This window comes from Brevibacterium iodinum ATCC 49514 (assembly GCF_900169265.1).
Taxonomy (GTDB): Bacteria; Actinomycetota; Actinomycetes; order Actinomycetales; family Brevibacteriaceae; genus Brevibacterium; species Brevibacterium iodinum.
Genome location: NZ_FXYX01000021.1, coordinates 40,075 through 59,441, shown reverse-complemented (window position 1 = coordinate 59,441; position 19,367 = coordinate 40,075). Strand labels below are relative to the sequence as shown.

The window sequence follows — 19,367 nt, the reverse complement described above, 5'->3', positions numbered from 1 at the left end:
GGTCAGGTTCAGGCTGAATCGCAGTGGTGATCGTAGGTTGAATTCTGCGTTGTACATGGTGGCTATCACGCGGCTATCTCACCATCAGCGGTCCCAGGAATATATGGCGAAACGGCTTGGTGAGGGGAAGACGAAGAAGGAAACGATCCGGTGTATGAAGCGTCACGTCGCTCGTTCTGTGTATCGGATTCTCGAGGCCACGAAACCGATCGGCCAAGCCGCTTGACAGACATAGAAGGATCCTGGCGCGTTCCGGATTCGAATTCCGGTGGTGGGACCTCGAGGCCTACACACCGACGTCGAAGGACGAGTTCGTTCGCCGCTACAGCGAAGAGCATCGCTGCTGGGACGGGAGGATCGACCGCATCGGCACCGTCGTCGATGAGTCCTCGGGTTCCTCGGGCACCCCATTCAACTGGATGCGGTCGAAGAAGGAGCTCGACACGGTCCATAAGAACGTCGCCGGCTACGTCACGATGCTCTTCGACCACAAAGACCTGTTCTGCATCAACGCCTTTTCGATGGGGGCCTGGGCGACGGGGACGAATACGGGACTGGCCATGGCCAAGGTGGCGATGGTGAAGAACACCGGCCCGGATCTCGAGAAGATCCTCGACACGATGCAGCACTTCGGACCGAACCACACCTACCTCATCAGCGCCTATCCCCCATTCCTCAAACATCTCGTCGACCGGATGGACTCCGAACCCGAGAGATGGGCCGACTTCCGGCTCAACGGGTTCGTCGGCGGAGAGGCGATGACGGAAGGTCTGCGCGACTACCTCGAGGGGCGCTTCGACCGGGTGTACTCCGGGTACGGCGCCAGCGACCTGACGATCGGGATGGCAGGCGAGTCCGATCTCTCGGTCGTCATCCGTCGGGCGCTGGCTCATGATCTCGACTTCCGCGCCGATGCGCTCGGCCCCGACGAGTCACGGGTGCCGATGGTCTTCCAGTACAACCCCTTGGAGACCTATTTGGAAACCACCGACGACGGGGAGCTGGTCGCCACGATCAACTCGGCAGCGGTGATGAGTCCGCGGCTGCGCTACAACATCGGCGACGAGGCCACGCTCATCGATTTCCCGACCATGGTCGAACTCACCCGGCGCCATCCGGAACTGGCGCGAGCATGTTCGGCGGCGTTCGCCGGCAATGGGATGAAGCTGCCGTTCGTGCTGCTGTTCGGGCGCGCGGATTCGACGATCTCGTATATGGGAGCCAACATCTATCCCCTCGATATCGAGAACGGGCTCTACCGCGACAATCCCCGGGCCCACCTCATCGAGTCCTTCCGCATCGAGCTGCGTGAGATCGCCGGTCATGAGCAGCGCCCGGCTCTGCACATCCAGCTGCGGGAAGAGGCCCCGTCCCTGGACCCTGAGGAGCGGCAGGATCTGGCAGAGACGATCCAGGCCGGCGTGCTCGACCACCTGGCGTCGGTGTCGAGGGACTTCGCGCAGAGCTTGGAGGAGGATCCGACCACCGCGGAGATCCACGTCGAGATCCACGATCATGCCACCGGTCCGTTCGAAGCGGCGAACACGAAGATCAAGAACGTCTACGTGCAGAGAACACAGGAGGGCGACGATGCGATCGAATGATTTCTCCCAGGCTCCCCCGCAGGCCCGCGCCGAGGTGTTTTTCCTCGGCGCGAACCGCTACCGCAATCCGCTGGCGATGGTGGGCCAGCTGCGCAGGTGGCCGCGGGTGGCCAAGGGGCTGAAAGCCTCGGCCGGATATCTGTGGCACCGCAGCTATTACGAGTTCCCCGACAGGATCGGGCTGATGGTCGCGTTCGCCACCCATGACGACCTTCTGGCCTATGCTCGCACCCCCGAACATCGGGAGATCATGAAGTGGCTGGTCGGCAGCGGCAAGGACTCCCCCGCCCGAGGCGGCTTCATCCGAATCCTCACCGCTGACGAGTGGGGATACACCAACGGCGAGTTCCCAGCCGAGGACGGCCACCTGGGCATGATCGACGAATTCACGAAACTCAGCACCGAATGAGACCGCGACGGGTGACCTCCCGGGCCGATCTCGCCGAGTTCATCGACTTGGCCCCACGACTGGCGCGGACGCGGAGTGAGCAGGACCATTATGTGCCTCTCTTCGCCGCCGATATCCGCGACTGGTTCGCAGGGCGAGGGTGGTTCGACGAACCAGTCGAGCTGTGGCTCATCGACATCGAGCCGGGGAAGGCGGTGGCCCGAGTCATGTGCCACCGGTCGGCCGCCTTGGCGGCCGAGCTGGGCTCCGCCGACGATTCCGTGCCGCCTCTGTTCTTCGGAGCCGTTGAAGCCGCCGACGAGGAGGCGCTGGGCGCAGTGATTGCGTTTCTGCTCGAGCGAGCCGGACAGGTGGGAGCATCACGGATCTTCGGCCCGGTCTCTCCCCTGCCAAACGTCACAGGCGGACTGCTCACCGACGGTGTCGACCATCCCGGCTTCTTCGACACGGTATGGAATCCCGATTTCTACTGGTCAACGTTTGCCGCGGCCGGGTTCGATTCCTGGGGGCCCGCACATACGTGGGAAGTGCCCGTCGGATCCATTCCTGCGGCCAGAGCAACCGCTGTCGCCCCTGCCGAATGGCATCGCCTCGGGCTGCGCCGCCGCCGTGTCTCTCGTCTGGGTCTGCGCGGTTTCGCCGACCGGCTGCTGCCGACTCTCAATGCGGCGTTCTCCGCTCTGCCCTATTACACAGACATCGCCTCCGAGCAGCTGCGCTCACAGATGCAGGGCCTGCCCGCCCTGATGGATCCGGATCTCATCGTCGATATCACCGGGGCGAACGATCCCACCGACGCCCCGCCTCGCTGCTTCGCTCTCGTCATCCCCGACCCGGTGCCGATCCTGCGCCGCCACGGCGGCCGCCTGGGTGTGCGAACCGTCCTCGACCTGCTCCGGCACCGGCAGACGATCAAGGACGCGGTGCTCATCATCCAGGGCACCGACCCCTGCCATCAGAGTTCGGGCCTGCTCAGCCTCGCGATCCGCGAACTCAACTCCGCACTGGTCGCCAAGGGATATCGACGACTGCGGGTCACGTTCATCGCCGAGGACAATCCCGCCTCGGCGGCGGTCTTCGCCCGCTCCGGCGGCAGGCAGCTGCACCGGCTCGTGTTCGTCGACCGAACTCTGCTCTCATCCCCGCCCGAGGAGCGCCCTTGACACTGACCACCGCCCTCGTCGAATCTCTCTTCACTGTCGCCGCTTCCGCCCCATCCGCCCACAACACTCAACCGTGGGTGCCCGAAATCACGGACTGCGCACCGGAGGCCGCCGAGGTGCGGGTCGACGTGGACCCTGCCCGTCTACTGCCGCACGGGGACCCGCGCAGTGAGGATCTCCACCTGAGCATGGGCTGCTGGGTTGAGTCGCTGGCGATCGCCGCCGCCGAGGCGGGGGTGCGCACCGAATCGGTCACCGTTCGAGGGCGCGGCCCCACCGTCAACATCCGGGTGCGCCTCGCCACCGCGGAATCCACGGCGAACCCAACCGACACGGACACGATGCCGTCGGAAGGCGTTGCGTGGCCCAGGTTCGGTGTGGCCGACCTCCACCACCGTCAGGTCGACCGCGGGCCCTTGGACCGGGCAGAAACCCGTTTCGCGGAGGCGGCCGAAACCTGCCGAAGTGCCATGGCCGGCCCAGCGGTCGACCTGGTGGAGATCCCGGACCGCGCCTGGCGCGGATGGCTGCGTCGCGCCTCGCTGCATTCTTTCGGCGACCGGTCCGTGTTCGCCGAGACACTGAGCTGGCTGCGCTTCGATCCCGACGACCCGCGCTACCACCGGGATGGACTCACCGCTGCGTGTCTGCGCATCCCCGCCGCGAGTGCTCGAGCCGCGGCATTCCTCGATCGCCCCTGTCTGCATTCCTGGATCGCCGGTCTGGCATCGGCCGGACTCGCACCAGCGGCAGTGGCCGACTCCGCAATGAGGTCGTTCGCGAAGTCAGATCGTGGGACACGGATCGCGGAGTTTCCGCGTTCACTGCGAGCACGCCTCCGCTTGACTGCCGCGACGAAACCCGCGGCGACACGTCGCGAACGACGACATCCCCACCATCTGATCCTGACCGTCCCCGAACGACCGGAGCTGTCGACCGCAGACGAAGTGGAGATCGGACGGATCCTCCTGCGCATCTGGCTGACGCTCGACCGGCACGGCCTGCGCGTCGACGTCCATTCCGAACTCAAGGACAGCCCGACCGTGCGAAGTGAGCTCGCGGCCTTCATCAGCAGTCGTCCGATCGCGGCTTTCTCGGTGGGGGCCTCCAGGACACCGGTCCCCCGAGCACCCCGAGTGTCATCTGCCTAGACCAGCCGTCGGCGGTACTTCCCGGCGTATCCGCGCAGGAGGCGCGGCGCACAGGGAATTCACACCTGCGACCTCTTGTGCTGTAAGGTCGGCTCGGCCTATCGAAGGAGCTGAGCTCAAATGTCGGAAACCACTTTCCGCACGATCGCGATCGTCCTCTACTTCATCGGCATGCTGGCCATCGGCTGGTTCGCCTATCGCAAGACGAAGAACAGTCTCGACGACTATATGCTCGCGGGACGTGGACTGCGCCCCAGCGTTGCCGCTCTGAGCGCCGGTGCCTCGGATATGTCGGGGTGGCTGCTCATGGGTCTGCCCGGCGCCATCTACGTCTCCGGTCTCATCGAAGCCTGGATCGCCATCGGCCTGACCATCGGCGCCTGGGTCAACTGGAAGATCGTCGCGCCTCGACTGCGTGCGTTCACGGAGAAGGCCGGCGACTCGATCACGATTCCCAGCTTCTTCGAACAGCGGCTGAAGGATCGGACACGACTGCTGCGCATCGTCTGCGGCATCATCATTCTGGTCTTCTTCACCTTCTACGTCTCCTCGGGCATGGTGGCGGCCGGCAAGTTCTTCGAGTCGAGCTTCGGACTCAACTACCTCGGCGGAATGCTGCTCGTCGCCGCGATCACGATGATCTACACCCTCTTCGGCGGATTCCTCGGCGCGACACTCACGGATGTCGCCCAGGGCCTGCTGATGTTCGCTGCCCTGATTGCCGTGCCGATCGTCGCCGTCATCAACGCCGGCGGGCCGACGACGGTGATCAGCAACGTCTCCGAAATCGATCCCGGTCTGCTCAGCCTCTTCGGCTCAGACGACTTCTGGACCTTCGCGACGATCGCGTCCATCGTATCCGCCCTGGCGTGGGGCCTGGGCTCTTCGGCCAGCCGCACATCATCGTGCGCTTCATGGCCCTGCGCACCCCCGCGGATGCCACCGTCGCCCGCCGCATCGGCGTCGGCTGGATGGCGATCTCGGCGCTCGGCGCCGTCGCCACCGCCATCGTCGGCATCTCCTACTTCTCTCAGCACGCGGATATGGAACCCGCCGACGCCGAGACCGTCTTCCTCGACCTCGCGCAGATCCTCTTCCACCCGTTCATCGCCGGCCTCGTCTTGGCAGCGGTGCTCGCGGCGATCATGTCGACGATCTCCTCGCAGCTCGTCGTCACGTCGTCAGCGCTCATCGAAGATCTGTTCAAGATCGTGGCCCTGCGCACCGGATCCACGCGGACGCTGCAGGACAAGACCTACGTGCTGCTCGGCCGCCTCGGCGTACTCGTCGTCGCCGTCATCGCAGTGGTCCTGGCGATCTCACCGTCGAACAGCATCCTCGACCTCGTCGCCTTCGCGTGGGCAGGTTTCGGCGCCTCCTTCGGGCCGATCGTCCTGCTCACTCTGTTCTGGAAGCGTCTGAGCAACTGGGGCGCCCTGTTCGGTCTGCTCTCCGGCGCGGTCGTGGCCTTCGTCTGGGGCCAGGTGAGCACCCCGATGACGGATGCGATCTACGAAATCATTCCCGGCTTCATCGTCAACCTCATCGTCGCCATCGTCGTCAGTCGATTCACTTACAAGCACGACGAGGCTTCTGACATCGAGTTCGACGAATCCGTGGAACTCTCCCGCGTGAAGTGAGAACTGACTCGTGAGGTGAGAGTCGACGCGAACTGAACGAAGGCCGGGGCACGATCGTGCCCCGGCCGTCGTCATATCGAGCCGTCAGTCTGACCCATGGCTTACCCGCTTTCGGTGCGCTGAACGCATCACGGTACGTCTGCAGACACCAGCCCGATCAGAAGGGGCGCCGGTCACTCATGCGATGAAATAACGTAGCGAGCCTCAGGTTCCGTACCCGAATAATCGCTCTTCGTTCCAATCATCTGGATCGAAACCGATGATTGGAACGAAAAGCAATTGATCACGCCGAGGTGGCCGGACAGGTGCGTGGAAACCGACCCCGCCGAGTCGGCCCGATTCCTTCGAACATCGCCCCACTACCCTCCCAAAGGCAGTGAATGCACTTCAGGCGGGCACCGGTGTCGGTGCCCGCCTGAAGTGTGTGACTCACGGCTGCGAAGATCCGAGCCGTTAGTCGGTCGAGGAGCTTACTTCTCCTCGGCAGCCTCGGAGGACTCTTCAGCGGTCTCGGCGTCAGCCTCGACTGCCTCTGTCTCAACTGCGGCGTCTTCGGCCGGAGCCTCTTCGACGACCTCAGCCTCAGCCGGTGCCTCTTCTGCCGGAGCGGCAGCGGCGGCGGTAGCCTGTTCGGCTTCCTTCACGGTTGCCTGCTTCGGCGAGTAGGGCTCGAGAACCAGTTCGATGACGGCCATCGGGGCGTTGTCGCCGGGACGGGGGCCGATCTTGGTGATACGGGTGTACCCACCGGGACGCTCGGACATCGTTTCGGCGATCGAGGTGAAGAGCTCGTGGACGATCGACTTGTCGGAGATCTGGCCGAGCACGCGACGACGTGCGGCCAGGTCACCCTTCTTGGCGTTCGTGATCATGCGCTCGGCAACCGGGCGCAGGCGCTTGGCCTTCGTCACGGTCGTCTTGATCTGCTTGTGCTCGAACAGCTGGGCTGCCAGATTGTTGAGCATCATGCGCTCGTGTGTGGGCGAACCGCCGAGGCGGGGACCCTTGGTTGGGGTTGGCATTGTCAGTTACTCCTAGGTCTTAATCAGTACTGTTCGTCTTCGACGTAGGACTGGTCCTCATCAACGAGACCGGCTTCGAACCCGGCAGGACTGTCCTTGAGGCTCAGGCCGAGCTCATTGAGCTTCGCCTTGACCTCGTCGATCGACTTCGAACCAAAGTTGCGGATATCCATCAGGTCGGCTTCGCTGCGAGCAACGAGTTCGCCGACGGTGTGGATGCCTTCGCGCTTGAGGCAGTTGTAGGAGCGCACGGTCAGGTCGAGATCTTCGATCGCCAGCGCCAGGTCGGCGGCGAGTGCCGCGTCCACAGGCGAGGGTCCGATCTCGATGCCTTCTGCTTCGACGTTGAGCTCTCGAGCCAGGCCGAAGAGTTCGACCAGGGTCTTGCCCGCAGATGCGATGGCATCGCGCGGGGTCATCGAGGGCTTGGTTTCGACGTCGAGGACGAGACGGTCGAAGTCGGTGCGCTGTTCGACACGCGTGGCTTCGACCTTGTAGGTGACCTTGAGAACCGGGGAGTAGATGGAATCGACCGGGATCCGGCCGATCTCTGCATCCGCGTTCTTGTTCTGAGCGCTCGAAACGTATCCGCGTCCACGTTCGATGGTCAGTTCCATGTCCAGACGACCCTCACCATTCAGTGTGGCGATGTGCAGGTCCGGATTGTGGATCTCGACCCCGGCAGGAGCAGAGACATCGGCAGCGGTCACGGTGCCAGGTCCCTGCTTGCGCAGGTAGGCGACGACCGGTTCGTCGAATTCGGACGATACGACCAGGGACTTCAGGTTGAGGATGAACTCGGTGACATCCTCTTTGACTCCCGGCACGGTGCTGAACTCGTGGAGCACTCCGTCGATCCGGATGGATGTGACGGCGGCACCAGGGATCGAGGACAGCAGGGTCCGGCGAAGCGAGTTGCCGAGGGTGTAGCCGAATCCGGGCTCGAGCGGTTCGATGGCGAACCGTGAGCGGTTATCGGAGACGACTTCTTCCGTGAGCGTTGGGCGCTGTGCAATGAGCACGTGGGCTTCCTTTCAGCGAACATCCGCTATATGACGTTCGCACTGCACGTCATGGCCTCAAAAGCCATGAAGAACGGTTCGGGTTATCTGGGAATCCGTTCTGCGACCGATGTCGGGCTCGCACCCGTCATCCGTTGCAGTTCCACGGAAGGATCAGCCGCGGCGGCGCTTGGGGGGACGGCAGCCGTTGAACGGAACGGGGGTGACATCCTGGATGGTTCCCAGTTCCAGGCCGGCGGCCTGCAGCGAACGGATGGCGGTCTCGCGGCCCGAGCCCGGTCCCTTGACGAACACGTCGACCTTCTTCAGGCCGTGTTCCTGCGCCCGGCGAGCAGCCGATTCGGCAGCCATCTGAGCGGCGTACGGGGTCGACTTGCGCGAACCCTTGAAGCCGATCTCACCTGAGGAGGCCCAGGAGATGACAGCACCGGTCGGATCGGTGATCGACACGATGGTGTTGTTGAAGGTTGATTTGATGTGAGCCTGGCCGGCAACGATATTCTTCTTCAGCTTGCGGCGAGGCTTGCGCACTGTAGCGGCGCGTGACTTGGGAGGCATATGTCCTACTCCTGATCGAGGTGGTTGGCCTCAGCCAACCGAGTGAGCGTGTTACTTCTTCTTACCGGCCACGGTGCGCTTCGGTCCCTTGCGGGTACGCGCATTCGTCTTGGTCCGCTGACCGCGAACCGGCAGACCGCGGCGGTGACGCAGGCCTTCATAGCTTCCGATTTCGACCTTGCGGCGGATATCGGCGGCCACCTCACGACGGAGGTCACCCTCAACCTGGAATGTGCCCTCGATGTAGTCACGCAGCTGGACGAGCTCTGCGTCGCTCAAGTCCTTCACACGGGTATCAGGGCTGATTCCCGTTTCGGTCAGGGTCTGGCGCGCACGGGTGCGGCCCACACCATAGATGTAAGTCAAGGCGACTTCCACGCGCTTTTCACGCGGGATGTCGACTCCGGCAAGTCGTGCCATGGGTACTGTCTCCTGTTGTTGTTTCGGAGGTGCTGATGCAAACCTGTCCTTGGTCTCCCAAGGTCTCCGGCCCCCGACCGGAGGTATCGTCCTGTGTCCGTTCCCCGGAAGCTCTCACTTCTCATGGCTCCGAACGCAGATGGCGAGGTTTGCGCGGGTGTGGTGCTGCTGAGGCTCCGCTGTGGAACCTCGATCTGCTCGAAACGAGCTGCTCAGCCCTGGCGCTGCTTGTGGCGCGGGTTGGAGCAGATGACGATGACCCGGCCGTGACGGCGGGTAATCTGGCAGTTCTCGCAGATCTTCTTGACGCTGGGCTTAACCTTCATCGTTTTTCCTTCTTTCGGTCCCTGCCCGGCCGGACAGGACGCGAATGATCGAAGATCCTTACTTGTAGCGGTAAACGATTCGTCCGCGCGAGAGATCGTATGGAGACAGCTCCACAATGACCCGGTCCTCGGGAAGGATGCGGATATAGTGCTGACGCATCTTTCCGGAGATATGTGCGAGCACCTTGTGCCCGTTGCTCAGCTCAACCCGAAACGATGCGTTCGGCAGAGCCTCGACAACGGTGCCTTCGATCTCAATGACCCCTTCTTTTTTGGCCATATCGTTCGCTAACCTCGTATTCCCGCGAAACCTTCGCGTTCGACGTAATCGTGTATCACCGACTCAATGCCGGTGACCCCTCGGTCTGCAGTCCTCGTCACCACATAAAAGAAGTGGATGGCAGAAGCCGCCCACATCTGAAAAGGGTGAGTTGAATGAGAACAGACCAATCATCAACCCTACACTACGGAGAAAGAATCTTCCACACGGTGTTCGCTTCTGAGCGTGAAGTCCCTTACAATCCCATCTTCGCCGAGGCGGCGCACCGTTCCCATGTCCCCTGACGACGAATCGAGCGCACCGCGGCCGCCCCGACTGCTAGCGTGAGAACCGCACCCGACGCAGTCCCCGAAGAGGAGTACAGAGATGTCCGATTTCGATGCAATCACCGAGGAGTCCCTTGTCGCGAAGGGCGGCCGCAAGTGGTCGTCCTTCCCTGGCTCCATCGGCGCCTTCATCGCCGAGATGGACTTCGGGGTGGCTCCCGCGGTGCGGCAGTCGCTGCAGACCATCGACGATCGCGACCTCTACGGCTACGCTCCCGCCGACCTGACCGCCGACCTGAGAACAGCGACCTCGAGTTTCTGCTCCGAGCACTACGGCTGGCGGATCCCCGTCGGTCACATCGAACCGGCCAGTGACGTGCTGGCTGCGTTCCTCGGCGTCCTCACCCACCTCACCCCACCCGACACTCCGATCGTGCTGCCGACACCGGCTTATATGCCGTTCTTCGATGTCGCGCGAGTGACCGGCCGCGAGCTCATCGAAGTCCCGATGCTGCGATCGGAGTCCGGCTGGTCATTCAACCTCGATGCCATCGCCTCTGCCCTGACCCCCGGAGCCACGTTCGTCCTGTGCAATCCGCACAATCCGATCGGCAAGGTCTGCACCGAGGCCGAGCTGCTGGCTCTCGCCGACGTCGTGGAGAAGGCCGGTGCCCGGGTGTTCTCCGATGAGATCCATGCACCGGTCGTCTATGCCCCCGCGCGGCACATTCCCTATGCCACGCTCACCGAGGCGACCGCCGCCCAAACCGCCACCGCGACAGCCGCATCGAAGGCCTTCAACATCCCCGGTCTCAAATGCGCCCAGCTCATCCTCACCTCCCCCAGCGACCGTGAGGTCTGGGCGAAGAAGGGACAGTTCGTCTCGGGGGCGGCGTCGAACCCGGGGACACTCGCCACCACCGCCGCGTACACGCGTGGGAATGACTGGCTGAGCAAAGTCAACGGCTACCTCAAAGGCAACCGCGACCACTTCACCGATCTCGTCGGGTCGCTGCTGCCGGGTGCCGCCTATATGGAACCGGAAGGCACCTATCTGGCCTGGCTGGATCTGCGCGGCTATGGACTGGAGTCGAACCTGTCCGATCACATCCGATCCCGCGCCGAGGTGGCCGTGACCGAGGGTCGACTCTGCGGCGAGGTCGGGGCCGGACATATCCGCTTCAACTTCGCACTCCCCCGACCTCTGCTCACCGAGGCGGTCAAGAGGATCGCCCGGATCCTCTGAGCTTCGGCCCGAGCTCAGGATCCGTTTACCCTCAGGCGTCTTTCGGAGCCACGGGAGTGATTCCGAACGGCGCCAGCCCGGCCGTTCCCCCGTCGGCGGCTGTGAGTACCCAGACTCCCCCGTCATGGCGGGCCACGCTGTGTTCCCAGTGGCTCGCCCGTGACCCATCCGCCGTCACGGCAGTCCAGTCGTCGGCGAGAGTGCGCGTGTCCGCACCTCCCGTGGTGAGCATCGGCTCGATCGCCAGGCACATTCCGGGCTTGATCTTCGGGCCGTTCGAGCGTGCACGGTAGTTGAGGACCTCAGGCGCCATATGCATGGAGGTGCCGATGCCGTGTCCCGTGAATTCCTCGACGAGGCCCAGGTGGGGGAATGATTCGGAGACGAAGTCATCGATGGCGTCGCCGATGTCGCTGACCTTCGTACCGGTCGCGAACGCCGCGATGCCTGCCCACATAGCCGCCTCGGTGGCAGAGGACAGCTCACGGTCGGCTGCAGTGCCTGCTTCTTCGCCGCCGACGCTCATCGTCAGTGCTGAGTCCCCGTGGAAGCCGTCCACGACGGCGCCGCCGTCGATCGACACGATGTCGCCGGCGTTGAGGACACGGGATCCCGGGATGCCGTGGACGATCTCCTCGTTCACGGATATGCACACGACCGCAGGGAATCCCTGATAGCCCTTGAAGTTCGAGCGGGCCCCGGCGGCGTCGATGACGGCTTCCGCAGCGGCGTCCACCTCGGCGGTGGTGGCTCCGGGAACGGCCGCGGACCGGGCCGCTGAGAGCACTTCTGCTGTCACCTGCCCGGCCCGATGCATGAGCTCAAGCTCTGCGGGAGTCTTCAGCTCGATACGTGGTCCGAAAATCATCGAATGGTCGAGAGGATGCGTTCGGTGATGTCGTTGACTTCGCCGAGTCCGTCGACCTGGCGAAGCAGTCCGCGGCTGCGGTAGATATCGGTCAGCGGCTGGGTCTGCTCTTCGTAGACGTCGAGGCGATGGCGGATGACGTCTTCGCTGTCGTCGCTGCGGCCCTCGGTCTGAGCACGCGCGAGTAGACGAGCGACGACCTCGTCGGTGTCGGCCGTGAGCTCGACCACGTGCTCGATCGCCTTATCCTCGGCAGCGAGCATCCTGTCGAGTTCGTCGACCTGGGCGCTGGTGCGAGGATATCCGTCGAGGAGGAAGCCCTCGGCTGCGTCATCCTGTGCCAGTCGATCTGCGACCATCGAGTTCGTGACCTCGTCGGGCACGTACTCGCCGGCATCCATGTAGCGCTTGGCCAGCTTGCCCAGTTCGGTCTCACCCTTCACATTCGCCCGGAAGATGTCTCCGGTCGAGATGGCCGGGACGCCGAGCGCCTCGGACAGGCGTGCGGCCTGGGTGCCCTTGCCTGCGCCGGGAGGGCCGATCAGGATGATGCGTGAACTCATAAGGTGTCCTTCCAATGGAATGTCCGCTGAACGTCAGCGTCCGGTCGAATCAGCGCAGCAGACCCTCGTAGTGGCGCTGCTGCATCTGCGCGTCGATCTGCTTGACCGTTTCGAGGCCGACGCCGACGACGATCAGCAGTGAGGTGCCGCCGAACGGGAAGTTCTGGTTGGCGTTGATGAGAACCAGAGCGATCAGCGGAATGAGGGCGACGAAAGCCAGGTAGAGCGAGCCGGGGAAGTTGATGCGGCTGAGTACGTAGCTGAGGTACTCGGCGGTCGGGCGACCGGCACGGATACCCGGGATGAAGCCGCCGTACTTCTTCATGTTGTCCGCGACCTCTTCAGGGTTGAAGGTGATCGCGACGTAGAAGTAGGCGAAGAAGATCGTCAGCAGCGCATACACGGTGATGTAGAGAGGATGGTCACCGCGGGTGAAGTAGGTGTTGATCCATTCGACTGCCTTGGATTCCGGGTCGAAGAACTGCGAGATCAGATTCGGCAGGTAGAGCACCGAGGAGGCGAAGATGACGGGGATGACACCGGCCATATTCACCTTGATCGGGATGTAGGTCGACGTTCCGCCGAACATCCGACGGCCCACCATGCGCTTGGCGTACTGGACGGGGATCCTGCGCTGCGACTGCTCGACGAAGACGACGAGGGCGATGAGGACGAGTCCGACGGCCATGACGATGATGAAGATGTCGACACCCTGCTCGCGGAAGATCGCACCGAGCGAGGACGGGAAGGCAGAAGCGACGGACGTGAAGATGAGCAGCGACATTCCGTTGCCCACACCGTGTTCGGTGATCTGCTCACCCAGCCACATGATCAGGCCGGTTCCCGCGGTCAGTGTGAGGACGAGGACTGCAATGCCCCACCAGGTGTCGTTGGCGATGAGGTCCTGGCAGTTCTGGACGTCGCCGAACAGTGCACCGGAGCGCACGGTCGCCACGAGGGTCGTCGAGTTGAGGATCGCGAGGCCGATCGTGAGGTAGCGAGTGTACTGAGTCAGCTTCGCCTGACCAGAGGCGCCTTCCTTATGGAGGGCTTCGAAGCGAGGAATGACCACTCGCAGCAGCTGGACGATGATGCTCGCGGTGATATACGGCATGATGCCCAGGGCGAAGATCGACAGCTGCAGCAGCGCGCCGCCGCTGAAGAGGTTGATCATGGCGAATCCGCCCTCATTGAGCTGAGGCGAAGCCACGCATTCCTGCACCTTGGTGTAGTCGATTCCAGGCGAAGGAATGAACGAGCCGAGTCGGAAGATGACAAGAATGCCCAGGGTGAAGAGGAGTTTCTTCCTCAAGTCGGGCGTTCTGAAGGCCCTCCGGATTGCGCCGATCAAGCGTCCTCCTCGTTGGGGGATGAAAAGTCAGAGTCGTGGTCGCGACCTGGCGATTGAGACAAATACCTGCAAAAGACTACCAGGGTATGCCCTCCAGCCCGAAACCGGCGAAGCCCTGTGACGCCTCTGCGCAACCTGTGTCCGAGGTGGCCTCAGAGCGGTTTCAGACAGGAGTTGAGATGGCATCGGAGCGGTTTCACGCAGTGCTCGAGAGGGCGTCTGGCCGGTCTCGGCCTGGAATGATGACCACCGCCGCCGGAGTTCAGGGATGCAGAAGGGGGCGGCCACCGAAGTGACCGCCCCCTTGACCAGCGTTGAAGCCGGGAATCCGTTCCGAGTGGAACGGATCAGGCCTCGTTGGTGCTTCCGCCTGCAGCCTTGATCTTCTCGGCTGCGGAGCCGGAGAACTTGTCTGCAGTGATGTTCAGAGCCACGGTGATCTCACCGGTGCCGAGAACCTTGACGGGCTGCTTTGCGCGCACAGCGCCCTTCTCCACGAGATCGGCGACGGTGACGTCTCCGCCCTCGGGGAACAGGCTGGACAGTTTGTCGAGGTTGACAACCTGGAACTCCACCTTGGCGGGGTTCTTGAATCCACGCAGCTTGGGCAGACGCATGTGCATCGGGGTCTGGCCGCCCTCGAAGCCGTGCGGAACCTGGTAGCGGGCCTTCGTGCCCTTGGTTCCGCGTCCGGCGGTCTTACCCTTCGAAGCCTCACCACGACCGACGCGGGTCTTGGCGGTCTTGGCTCCGGGAGCAGGGCGCAGATCGTGCAGCTTCAGCGAGTCGTTGTTCGACATATCAATCGACCTCTTCCACAGTCACGATGTGGCGGACAGCGTTGATCATTCCCCGGATCTCGGGGCGATCTTCCTGCACCACAACGTCGTTGGTCCGCTTGAGACCGAGCGAACGCAGCGTGTCACGCTGGCTCTGACGGTATCCGATAGCGGACTTGCGCTGAGTAATCTTGAGCTTTGCCATCAGGACTTCGCCCCACTTTCCGCAGCTGCTCGCAGCAGTGCGTGCGGAGCAACTTCGTCGACGGGCAGGCCACGGCGAGCCGCAACCTCTTCCGGACGCTCAAGGCCCTTCAGCGCGGCGATCGCAGCGTGCACGATGTTGATCGCGTTCGCCGAGCCCAGCGACTTGGACAGGACGTCCTGGACGCCTGCCGCATCGAGGACCGCACGAACGGGTCCACCGGCGATGACACCGGTACCCGGAGCGGCCGGACGCAGCAGGACGACGCCTGCGGCTTCCTCGCCCTGGATGGGGTGCGGAATGGTCTTCTGGATGCGGGGAACGCGGAAGAAGTTCTTCTTCGCTTCCTCGACACCCTTGGCGATGGCGGCAGGAACTTCCTTCGCCTTGCCGTAGCCCATGCCGACCATGCCGTCGCCGTCACCGACCACGACGAGAGCCGTGAAGGAGAACCTACGTCCACCCTTGACGACCTTCGACACGCGGTTGATCGTGATGACGTGTTCGATGAACTGGTTCTTGTCTTCACGGTCGTTGCGACCACTGCGTCCACGGCCTTCGCCGCGTCCGCGACCCTGACCGCCCTGTCCACCCTGGCCGCGGCCACGGGAGGAACGGTCACCGCTGTTGTCGGTGCGGGTCTCAGCAGCTGCCTGCTGTTCCTTGTTCTCTTCAGTGCTCATAGGGCCAATCCTCCTTCACGGGCACCTTCGGCGATTGCCTGCACACGACCGTGGTAGGCGTTGCCTCCACGGTCGAAGACGACGGAATCGATTCCGGCGTCCTTGGCGCGCTGAGCAACCAGCTCGCCCACCTTGCGGGCTTTGCCGGTCTTATCGCCTTCGAATGTCCGCAGGTCGGCTTCCATAGTGGAGGCCGAGACCAGGGTCTTGCCGACGGTGTCGTCGATGACCTGGACGAAGACGTGGCGCGTGGAGCGAGTCACTGACAGGCGAGGGCGCTCGGTCGTGCCGCTGACATGCTTGCGCAGTCGAGCGTGACGACGCTTGCGAGCAGCTGCCCTGCCTTTGCCGTAGCTTTCCTTCTTGCCAAAGGCCATCTTTACTTACCAGCCTTTCCGACCTTGCGACGGACGATTTCGCCGGCGTAGCGCACACCCTTGCCCTTATAAGGCTCGGGCTTGCGCAGCTTCCGGATGTTGGCAGCGGTCTCACCGACGAGCTGCTTGTCGATTCCGTGGACAGCGACCTTGGTCTGACCGTCGACGCTGAAGGAGATTCCCTCCGGCGGCTCGACGACGATCGGGTGGCTGTAGCCGAGGGCGAACTCGAGGTTCGATCCCTTGGCCAGGACACGGTAACCGGTTCCGACGATCTCGAGGGCCTTGGAGTAGCCATCGGTCACACCGACGATCATGTTGTTGATGAGCGTACGGGACAGTCCGTGCAGAGAACGCGATTCGCGCTCTTCGTCCGGACGGGCAACCGTGATGACACCGTCTTCGAGCGATACGGTGATCGGCTCGGCGATGGTGACGGACAGCTCGCCCTTAGGTCCCTTGACGGCGACATCCTGGCCGTCGACCTTGACCTCGACGCCGCTGGGAACGGAGATCGGGTTCTTGCCAATACGTGACATGTTCTTCTCTCCTTCCTTTACCAGACGTAGGCGAGGACTTCCCCACCCACACCCTTCTTGGCGGCCTGACGGTCCGTCAGGAGGCCTGACGAGGTCGACAGGATGGCGATGCCGAGGCCGCCGAGAACCTTAGGCAGGTTCGTGGACTTCGCGTAGACGCGCAGTCCCGGCTTCGACACACGGCGCAGACCGGCGATCGAACGTTCCCGGTTGGGTCCGAACTTCAGGTCGAGGAGCAGCGTCTTGCCGACTTCGGCGTCTTCGACGCTCCAGTCGGTGATGTAGCCCTCGAGCTTGAGGATCTCGGCGATGTTCGACTTGAGCTTCGAGAACGGCATGCTGACGTCCTCGTGGTAAGCCGAGTTGGCGTTGCGCAGACGCGTAAGCATGTCTGCGACTGGATCAGTCATTGTCATTTGGGCACGTGCCCTTCCTCGTTACGGTTTCCGCCCACGTACTGTGCTTGGACCTGCAACGTAGAGATTATTTTTGTTTGAACGGGAACCCGAGGTGACGCAGCAGTGCACGTCCCTCGTCGTCGGTTGCCGCGGTGGTGACGACGGTGATATCCATACCGCGGACACGGTCGATCCGGTCCTGGTCGATCTCGTGGAACATGGACTGTTCCGTGAGGCCGAAAGTGTAGTTACCGTTTCCGTCGAACTGACGGTCCGAGAGTCCGCGGAAGTCGCGGATACGCGGAAGTGCCAGAGTGATGACGCGGTCGATGAACTCCCACATCCGAGCTCCACGCATGGTGACGTGGGCGCCGATGGGCTGACCTTCGCGCAGCTTGAACTGAGCGATGGACTTCCGTGCGCGGGTCACGACAGGCTTCTGACCGGTGATCAGAGTCAGGTCGTTGATCGCGCCTTCGATCATCTTGGAATCGCGTGCTGCGTCACCCACACCCATGTTCACGACGACCTTGGTCAGTCCGGGAACCTGCATGGGGTTGGCGTAGTTGAACTCTTCCTGCAGCTTCGCAACGATCTCTTCGCGGTAAATCTGCTTGAGACGCGGTGCAGGACGGCTGGTGGTTGTTTCCGTCATCAGATCTCCTCCCCGGTGCGACGCGAGAAACGAACCCGGATGGTCTTGGTGCGACCGTCGCGTTCGACGCTCTCTTCGCGGTATCCGACGCGGGTGGGCTTGTTGTCCTTGGGATCAACGAGCGCCACGTTGGACACGTGGATGGGGGCTTCGTGGGTCTCACGGCCACCAGCGGTGCCGCCGGCCTGAGTCTGCGTAGCCTTCTTGTGCTTGATCACGCGGTTGACACCCTCAACGAGGACGCGGTTGCGTTCGGGGTAGACGGCAAGGACCTTGCCCTGCTTGCCACGATCGCCGCCGCGGGACTGCCGAGCGCCGGCGATGACCTGGACGAGGTCGCCCTTCTTGATCTTGAGCTTGTTCGCCATGCTCACAACACCTCCGGTGCCAGGGAGACGATCTTCATGAACTTCTTGTCGCGGAGTTCGCGTCCCACGGGCCCGAAGATACGGGTTCCGCGAGGCTCCTCATCGTTCTTGAGGATGACAGCTGCATTCTCGTCGAACTTGATGTAGGAACCGTCGGGACGACGGCGTTCCTTGGCAGTGCGAACGATGACGGCCTTGACGACGTCACCCTTCTTCACGTTTCCGCCCGGGATTGCGTCCTTGACGGTTGCCACGATGGTGTCACCGATCGAGGCGTAGCGCCGACCGGAGCCACCCAGGATCCTGATGGCCAGGATCTGCTTGGCGCCAGTGTTGTCGGCGACTTTGAGTCGCGACTCTTGCTGAATCACTATTTTCTCCTGTCGTCGCGCTGGTTCTCACGCCTGAGCGCGAGCCTTGCGGAACGGATTCATTGACATTTCACCCCGTTCCCGGTAGCCGCCCGCGGCCTGCAAGAGACCGCGGGCGGGACCAGGTGGGTGGGGTGGCGTTGACTACTTGGCGCGTTCGATGATCTCGACGAGCCGCCAACGCTTCGCGGCCGAAATGGGCCGCGTCTCGGCCACGAGGACGAGGTCGCCGATACCGGCGGTGTTCTCTTCGTCGTGAACCTTGTACTTGACCGACTGACGCAGGACCTTGCCGTAGAGGCGGTGCGTCTTGCGCTCCTCAACCTCGACGACGATGGTCTTGTCCATCTTGTCGGATACTACGTAGCCACGTGCGGTCTTGCGGGAGTTTCGTTCCGCAGCAGTGGCCTCGGTGTTCGTGGTCTCCGCCATCACTTGCTCTCTTCCTTGGCATCAGCGGGGTTCGGACGGATGTCCAGCTCCCGTTCGTTGAGCACGGTGTAGATACGAGCGATGTCGCGACGCACGGCCTTGAGGCGACCGTGGCTCTCCAGCTGGCCGGTGGCCGACTGGAAACGCAGGTTGAACAGCTCGGCTTTGGCCTTCTTGAGCTCTTCCTGCAGACGCTCGTTGTCGTAACCGTCAAGCGCGTCGATGGAAAGGTTCTTCGAACCGATAGCCATTCTCACTCACCACCTTCGCGGGCCACGATACGGGCCTTCAGCGGAAGCTTATGGATCGCCAGGCGCAGAGCCTCGCGAGCAACTTCCTCGGACACACCGCCGAGTTCGAACATGACTCGACCGGGTTTGACATTGGCGATCCACCACTCCGGCGAACCCTTACCGGAACCCATGCGGGTTTCGGCAGGCTTCTTCGTCAGCGGGTGATCAGGGTAGATGTTGATCCACACCTTGCCGCCGCGCTTGATGTAGCGGGTCATGGCAATACGTGCGGCCTCGATCTGACGGTTGGTGACGTAAGCCGGCTCAAGAGCCTGGATGCCGTAGTCACCGAAGGACACCGTCGTGCCTCCCTTGGCTGCGCCGCCCCGGTTGGGGTGGTGCTGCTTGCGGAATTTCACTCGACGAGGGATCAGCATT

General features: G+C 63.0%; 27 protein-coding genes and 1 pseudogene. 7 read left to right on the top strand and 21 right to left on the bottom strand.

Annotated features, from left to right (window positions below; genetic code table 11):
* Nucleotides 1-13 precede the first annotated feature (13 nt).
* The 6 genes and pseudogenes from BI49514_RS17090 (at nucleotide 14) to putP (ending at nucleotide 5,967) form a co-directional block, all read left to right on the top strand.
* Entirely contained in the window at nucleotides 14-226 is a 213-nt protein-coding gene (locus tag BI49514_RS17090; RefSeq protein ID WP_420836297.1) for a hypothetical protein, read from the top strand.
* A 193-nt stretch (nucleotides 227-419) separates the two neighbouring features.
* Nucleotides 420-1,604: a phenylacetate--CoA ligase family protein gene (locus tag BI49514_RS13225; protein WP_244195044.1), complete on the top strand. Its 1,185-nt coding sequence runs from the start codon at nucleotides 420-422 to the stop codon at nucleotides 1,602-1,604.
* Nucleotides 1,591-2,013, top strand: coding sequence for a hypothetical protein (locus BI49514_RS13220; protein ID WP_101546956.1), 423 nt, complete (start codon nucleotides 1,591-1,593; stop codon nucleotides 2,011-2,013). The genes BI49514_RS13225 and BI49514_RS13220 overlap by 14 nt, the downstream gene beginning before the upstream one ends.
* On the top strand, nucleotides 2,010-3,176 hold the full coding sequence (locus BI49514_RS13215) for a hypothetical protein (protein WP_147293530.1): 1,167 nt from the start codon (nucleotides 2,010-2,012) through the stop codon (nucleotides 3,174-3,176). The genes BI49514_RS13220 and BI49514_RS13215 overlap by 4 nt, the downstream gene beginning before the upstream one ends.
* The gene (locus BI49514_RS13210; RefSeq protein ID WP_101546954.1) at nucleotides 3,173-4,327 is read left to right on the top strand and encodes a hypothetical protein; all 1,155 of its coding nucleotides are present in this window, start codon (nucleotides 3,173-3,175) and stop codon (nucleotides 4,325-4,327) included. Before BI49514_RS13215 ends, BI49514_RS13210 begins: the two co-directional genes overlap by 4 nt.
* Before the next feature lie 120 nt (nucleotides 4,328-4,447).
* Nucleotides 4,448-5,967 (top strand): annotated as a pseudogene (gene putP / locus BI49514_RS13205) (sodium/proline symporter PutP).
* 470 nt (nucleotides 5,968-6,437) lie between these two features.
* On the opposite strand, the gene rplQ reads toward putP, so the two are convergent.
* The 6 genes from rplQ to infA form a co-directional block, all read right to left on the bottom strand.
* Nucleotides 6,438-6,989, bottom strand: coding sequence for a 50S ribosomal protein L17 (gene rplQ / locus BI49514_RS13200; RefSeq protein WP_101546953.1), 552 nt, complete (start codon nucleotides 6,987-6,989; stop codon nucleotides 6,438-6,440).
* A gap of 23 nt (nucleotides 6,990-7,012) precedes the next feature.
* On the bottom strand, nucleotides 7,013-8,011 hold the full coding sequence (locus BI49514_RS13195) for a DNA-directed RNA polymerase subunit alpha (protein WP_025777903.1): 999 nt from the start codon (nucleotides 8,009-8,011) through the stop codon (nucleotides 7,013-7,015).
* Nucleotides 8,012-8,164: 153 nt separating this feature from the next.
* On the bottom strand, nucleotides 8,165-8,569 hold the full coding sequence (gene rpsK / locus BI49514_RS13190) for a 30S ribosomal protein S11 (RefSeq protein ID WP_025777904.1): 405 nt from the start codon (nucleotides 8,567-8,569) through the stop codon (nucleotides 8,165-8,167).
* Between the two features lie 51 nt (nucleotides 8,570-8,620).
* Nucleotides 8,621-8,989, bottom strand: a complete 369-nt coding sequence (gene rpsM / locus BI49514_RS13185; RefSeq protein WP_025777905.1) for a 30S ribosomal protein S13 — start codon at nucleotides 8,987-8,989, stop codon at nucleotides 8,621-8,623.
* A gap of 212 nt (nucleotides 8,990-9,201) precedes the next feature.
* Nucleotides 9,202-9,315 (bottom strand): 50S ribosomal protein L36, encoded by a 114-nt coding sequence (gene rpmJ / locus BI49514_RS13180; RefSeq protein WP_009884960.1) that lies wholly within the window; start codon nucleotides 9,313-9,315, stop codon nucleotides 9,202-9,204.
* A gap of 58 nt (nucleotides 9,316-9,373) precedes the next feature.
* A complete protein-coding gene (gene infA, locus BI49514_RS13175; RefSeq protein WP_009379245.1) occupies nucleotides 9,374-9,595 on the bottom strand; it encodes a translation initiation factor IF-1 in 222 nt (73 codons plus the stop codon).
* 366 nt (nucleotides 9,596-9,961) lie between these two features.
* Between infA and BI49514_RS13170 the strand changes: the two genes are divergently transcribed.
* Nucleotides 9,962-11,107 carry a MalY/PatB family protein gene (locus BI49514_RS13170; protein ID WP_101546952.1) on the top strand — a complete coding sequence of 382 codons (1,146 nt, stop codon included), beginning with the start codon at nucleotides 9,962-9,964 and terminating at the stop codon, nucleotides 11,105-11,107.
* A gap of 31 nt (nucleotides 11,108-11,138) precedes the next feature.
* Here the strand turns inward: BI49514_RS13170 and map are convergent, their stop codons facing one another.
* The 15 genes from map to rplP all read right to left on the bottom strand — a co-directional run bounded on the left by map (nucleotide 11,139) and on the right by rplP (nucleotide 19,366).
* Entirely contained in the window at nucleotides 11,139-11,975 is an 837-nt protein-coding gene (gene map, locus BI49514_RS13165) for a type I methionyl aminopeptidase (protein WP_101546951.1), read from the bottom strand.
* The gene (locus BI49514_RS13160; RefSeq protein ID WP_101546950.1) at nucleotides 11,972-12,538 is read right to left on the bottom strand and encodes an adenylate kinase; all 567 of its coding nucleotides are present in this window, start codon (nucleotides 12,536-12,538) and stop codon (nucleotides 11,972-11,974) included. The genes map and BI49514_RS13160 overlap by 4 nt, the downstream gene beginning before the upstream one ends.
* A gap of 49 nt (nucleotides 12,539-12,587) precedes the next feature.
* Entirely contained in the window at nucleotides 12,588-13,889 is a 1,302-nt protein-coding gene (gene secY, locus BI49514_RS13155; protein ID WP_101546949.1) for a preprotein translocase subunit SecY, read from the bottom strand.
* A 347-nt stretch (nucleotides 13,890-14,236) separates the two neighbouring features.
* Nucleotides 14,237-14,689: a 50S ribosomal protein L15 gene (rplO, locus tag BI49514_RS13150; protein WP_101546948.1), complete on the bottom strand. Its 453-nt coding sequence runs from the start codon at nucleotides 14,687-14,689 to the stop codon at nucleotides 14,237-14,239.
* 1 nt (nucleotide 14,690) lies between these two features.
* On the bottom strand, nucleotides 14,691-14,873 hold the full coding sequence (gene rpmD, locus BI49514_RS13145; RefSeq protein ID WP_025777914.1) for a 50S ribosomal protein L30: 183 nt from the start codon (nucleotides 14,871-14,873) through the stop codon (nucleotides 14,691-14,693).
* The gene (gene rpsE, locus BI49514_RS13140; RefSeq protein WP_101546947.1) at nucleotides 14,873-15,556 is read right to left on the bottom strand and encodes a 30S ribosomal protein S5; all 684 of its coding nucleotides are present in this window, start codon (nucleotides 15,554-15,556) and stop codon (nucleotides 14,873-14,875) included. Before rpsE ends, rpmD begins: the two co-directional genes overlap by 1 nt.
* A complete protein-coding gene (gene rplR, locus BI49514_RS13135; RefSeq protein ID WP_092015640.1) occupies nucleotides 15,553-15,933 on the bottom strand; it encodes a 50S ribosomal protein L18 in 381 nt (126 codons plus the stop codon). Before rplR ends, rpsE begins: the two co-directional genes overlap by 4 nt.
* Before the next feature lie 2 nt (nucleotides 15,934-15,935).
* Complete coding sequence (gene rplF, locus BI49514_RS13130) at nucleotides 15,936-16,472, bottom strand: 50S ribosomal protein L6 (RefSeq protein WP_025777917.1); 537 nt, start codon at nucleotides 16,470-16,472, stop codon at nucleotides 15,936-15,938.
* Between the two features lie 17 nt (nucleotides 16,473-16,489).
* Nucleotides 16,490-16,888 carry a 30S ribosomal protein S8 gene (gene rpsH, locus BI49514_RS13125; protein ID WP_101546946.1) on the bottom strand — a complete coding sequence of 133 codons (399 nt, stop codon included), beginning with the start codon at nucleotides 16,886-16,888 and terminating at the stop codon, nucleotides 16,490-16,492.
* A 67-nt stretch (nucleotides 16,889-16,955) separates the two neighbouring features.
* A complete protein-coding gene (gene rplE, locus BI49514_RS13120) occupies nucleotides 16,956-17,525 on the bottom strand; it encodes a 50S ribosomal protein L5 (protein ID WP_039206325.1) in 570 nt (189 codons plus the stop codon).
* Nucleotides 17,525-17,893 carry a 50S ribosomal protein L24 gene (gene rplX / locus BI49514_RS13115; protein ID WP_039206327.1) on the bottom strand — a complete coding sequence of 123 codons (369 nt, stop codon included), beginning with the start codon at nucleotides 17,891-17,893 and terminating at the stop codon, nucleotides 17,525-17,527. The genes rplE and rplX overlap by 1 nt, the downstream gene beginning before the upstream one ends.
* A 2-nt stretch (nucleotides 17,894-17,895) precedes the next feature.
* Nucleotides 17,896-18,264, bottom strand: coding sequence for a 50S ribosomal protein L14 (gene rplN, locus BI49514_RS13110; RefSeq protein ID WP_025777921.1), 369 nt, complete (start codon nucleotides 18,262-18,264; stop codon nucleotides 17,896-17,898).
* A 144-nt stretch (nucleotides 18,265-18,408) separates the two neighbouring features.
* Nucleotides 18,409-18,696, bottom strand: coding sequence for a 30S ribosomal protein S17 (gene rpsQ / locus BI49514_RS13105; protein ID WP_101546945.1), 288 nt, complete (start codon nucleotides 18,694-18,696; stop codon nucleotides 18,409-18,411).
* Nucleotides 18,696-18,947 (bottom strand): 50S ribosomal protein L29, encoded by a 252-nt coding sequence (gene rpmC / locus BI49514_RS13100; RefSeq protein WP_025777923.1) that lies wholly within the window; start codon nucleotides 18,945-18,947, stop codon nucleotides 18,696-18,698. The genes rpsQ and rpmC overlap by 1 nt, the downstream gene beginning before the upstream one ends.
* A 2-nt stretch (nucleotides 18,948-18,949) precedes the next feature.
* Complete coding sequence (gene rplP / locus BI49514_RS13095; RefSeq protein ID WP_025777924.1) at nucleotides 18,950-19,366, bottom strand: 50S ribosomal protein L16; 417 nt, start codon at nucleotides 19,364-19,366, stop codon at nucleotides 18,950-18,952.
* Between the last annotated feature and the right edge of the window lies 1 nt (nucleotide 19,367).